The sequence below is a fragment of the Stenotrophomonas sp. P5_A8 genome (assembly GCF_056400545.1).
Genome location: NZ_JBFULB010000439.1, coordinates 1 through 2,599 on the forward strand (window position 1 = coordinate 1; position 2,599 = coordinate 2,599).

The following is a 2,599-nucleotide window of genomic DNA, read 5'->3' on the forward strand; positions in this document are numbered from 1 at the left end:
GGTCAACCGGTAGTGCCGTCCAGGTGGGTCAGATACAGGCGCAGGTCGAATTCGAGCTGGTGGTAGTCCGCTTCCATGTGTGTGCAGAGCTGGTAGAAGGCCTTGTTGTGGTCCGATTCCTTCAGGTGCGCCAGCTCGTGCACCACGATCATCTTCAGGAACGGCGCTGGCGCCTCGCGAAACACCGTGGCGATGCGGATCTCGCGGCTGGCCTTGAGCTTGCTGCCCTGCACCCGCGACACGGTGGTGTGCGTGCCCAGCGCGTGCTTGAGCACCTGCAGCTTGCTGTCATAGATCACCTTGGACAGCGGCGCCGACTGGCGCAGATAGCGTTCTTTCAATCCCTGGGTGTAGTCGTACAGCTGCCGGTCGTTGCGCACCGTGTGCAGGTCCGCGTAGCGGCGCTGCAGCCACGGGCCCAGCCGATCGCCCGCAATCAGCTCGCGGACCTGCTGTTGCAGGGCCTCCGGGTAGCCGGCGAGGTACTTCAGGGCGGTCATGGACGACGGTTGGGGCGGAGCGGGCGGACCAGTATGATGGCCTCCGGAATCCCGCAACAACAGATGCTAGGCGTATGGCGAAGGCAAATCCCCTGCAGGAGCAGCTGCTCAAGGCCGGGCTGGTCAAGAAATCCCAGGTCTCACAGGCCGCCCGTGAACAGGTCAAGGCCCGTCACGGCAAGGCCCCGGTCGCGCCCAGCGAAAGCCAGCGCGAGGCCGATCGGGTACGCGCCGAGAAAGCTGAACGCGACCGCGCGCTTGAAGCCGAACGCAAGGAAAAGGCACGCGCCCAGGAACTCCAGGCCCAGGTCCGGCAGATCATCGACACCCACAAGGTCAAGCGCGACGGCGAGAGCGAGTACCGTTTCAACGATGGCACCGTCATCCGCACCCTGCTGGTCAACGCCTCCCTGCGCAGGCAGCTGGCGTCGGGCGCGCTGGTCATCGTCCGCTTCGGCGACGGCTTCGAACTGCTGCCGCGCGCGGCCGCTGACAAGGTGCGCGAACGCGATGCCAGCGCCATCGTGCTCGACAACGCCCAGCCCGGCACCGAGCCGAGCACCGGCAACGCCGAGGACGATGCCTATTACGCCCAGTTCCAGGTGCCCGACGACCTGGTCTGGTAACGCCCGGCTGAAGCATTCACGCGGCCGTCGCCGCGTTCAGCCATGCGTCGGCCCCGGCCCAGGGCGCAGGTCTATGCTGGGCGTCTGACACCGGCATGGGAGACACATCATGGCGACAGGTTGGGCAGGCGACGGTGCGGTCCAGGACCAGATCGACGCCACCGTCGATGACGCCATCCAGCGCGCCCGCGCGCAACTCAAGCAGGGCCCGGGATTGACCCACTGCGAACACTGCGACGCGCCCATTCCCGAGGCGCGGCGCAAGGCCGTGCCGGGCGTTCGTCTGTGCGTGCGCTGCCAGGAAGAAGAGGACGCCGCCCAGCACGAAAGCGGCGGCTACAACCGACGCGGCAGCAAGGACAGCCAGCTGCGCTAGGGGCCGGACGTTGGCCGATACGCTCAGCCGTCGCCCTGGATCCCGCCCGGCGCCTGCGATGGATCGCGCCAGCGGCGCACCGTGCGCTGGAAGAACATGTTGTTGGGGATCTGCAGCACCGTGCCCTCATGACCGCCATCGGTTTCCTGCAGGGTGGTGTAGATGAGGTTGACGTCGATCACCCGGCCCTTGAGCCCGGGCTTCTCGCCGTTCTCCAGCAGTTCGATGTAGTCGTGCAGGCGGAACGGGCGGGTGGTGAAGATCAGCAGCGTGCAGAAGATGTTCGACAACACGCTCCAGGCGGCGAAGAACGCCACCGCACCCACCGCGGCGAAACCGGTGAAGGCGGTCCACAGCACCGAGGCCGACGCGCCGACGATGCTCAGCACGATCAGCACCGCGCCGAAGTTGATGATGAAGCTGCTGATGCGGCGCGCGCCCATCACCATTTCCGGCGGCAGGGTGTAGTGCTCGCCGAGGCGGCGGATCAGGCGTCGTGCGAGCAGGCGCAGCAGCCAGGCGGCCAGCACAGTGAGCAGGATCTGTACGGCGGGAATGCCGTACTGCAGCCACGGGTGGGTCCAGGTGGGCAGGTGGTCTTTCATGTGCAGCATGGATCCTTGCAGCGATAGTGCAGTAAACGCCTATCTTAATGCGCGGGCCGCAAGGTTTTCGTCAATTGCAATCAGACCAGCCGATGCGCTTCCAGGCGTGCGATCAGCGCCGATACGCACAGCGGCGCATGCTCGGCGTACTGCACGCACAGGTCCGGCTGCGGCGGGATCGACAGGCGGATCGTCACCGGGCTCCATGGCAGGGTGCAGCTGCTGGCCAACGACAGCAGCAGGACAAGGCAACTGGAGGACATGACGGGTTCCTTGGCGATGGCCGGTGGGGTACGCAGGCTTGGATGCGGCCAGGCCGAAAAAGGTTTAGAGCTGCGACGTAAAAAATGGTTCTTCTCCCATTTGAGGGAGCGTCCCGTTGCAAGAGATGTTGCAGCGTGAGCACGACGCTGCGCGTGTGGCCGGGCAGTGTTCGGCGACGTGTGGATCGGTTGGTGTCTTCGTTCTGGGCTACCGCGAGCGGGAGGGCCC

5 protein-coding genes are annotated in these 2,599 nt (G+C 65.8%); 2 read left to right on the forward strand and 3 right to left on the reverse strand.

The features are described 5' to 3' along the window. Positions 1-2 precede the first annotated feature (2 nt). Positions 3-500, reverse strand: coding sequence for a YgjP-like metallopeptidase domain-containing protein (locus tag AC1DQP_RS19270; RefSeq protein ID WP_457321406.1), 498 nt, complete (start codon positions 498-500; stop codon positions 3-5). A gap of 74 nt (positions 501-574) precedes the next feature. Here AC1DQP_RS19270 and AC1DQP_RS19275 point away from each other — a divergent pair, with 74 nt between their 5' ends. Both AC1DQP_RS19275 and AC1DQP_RS19280 read left to right on the forward strand, forming a co-directional pair. Beyond that, positions 575-1,126, forward strand: coding sequence for a DUF2058 domain-containing protein (locus AC1DQP_RS19275; protein ID WP_457321408.1), 552 nt, complete (start codon positions 575-577; stop codon positions 1,124-1,126). Positions 1,127-1,235: 109 nt separating this feature from the next. Then, entirely contained in the window at positions 1,236-1,502 is a 267-nt protein-coding gene (locus tag AC1DQP_RS19280) for a DksA/TraR family C4-type zinc finger protein (RefSeq protein WP_256775870.1), read from the forward strand. A 23-nt stretch (positions 1,503-1,525) separates the two neighbouring features. On the opposite strand, the gene AC1DQP_RS19285 is transcribed toward AC1DQP_RS19280, so the two are convergent. Next, on the reverse strand, positions 1,526-2,116 hold the full coding sequence (locus AC1DQP_RS19285) for a mechanosensitive ion channel domain-containing protein (RefSeq protein WP_457321410.1): 591 nt from the start codon (positions 2,114-2,116) through the stop codon (positions 1,526-1,528). A 71-nt stretch (positions 2,117-2,187) separates the two neighbouring features. Then, complete coding sequence (locus tag AC1DQP_RS19290; RefSeq protein WP_256775872.1) at positions 2,188-2,370, reverse strand: hypothetical protein; 183 nt, start codon at positions 2,368-2,370, stop codon at positions 2,188-2,190. Between the last annotated feature and the right edge of the window lie 229 nt (positions 2,371-2,599).

Bases quoted from the DNA above. Each gene is read 5' to 3' on its own strand.
- AC1DQP_RS19270 (WP_457321406.1), bottom strand. From the start codon at position 500: ATGACCGCCCTGAAGTACCTCGCCGGCTACCCGGAGGCCCTGCAACAG.
- AC1DQP_RS19275 (WP_457321408.1), top strand. From the start codon at position 575: ATGGCGAAGGCAAATCCCCTGCAGGAGCAGCTGCTCAAGGCCGGGCTG.
- AC1DQP_RS19280 (WP_256775870.1), top strand. From the start codon at position 1,236: ATGGCGACAGGTTGGGCAGGCGACGGTGCGGTCCAGGACCAGATCGAC.
- AC1DQP_RS19285 (WP_457321410.1), bottom strand. From the start codon at position 2,116: ATGCTGCACATGAAAGACCACCTGCCCACCTGGACCCACCCGTGGCTG.
- AC1DQP_RS19290 (WP_256775872.1), bottom strand. From the start codon at position 2,370: ATGTCCTCCAGTTGCCTTGTCCTGCTGCTGTCGTTGGCCAGCAGCTGC.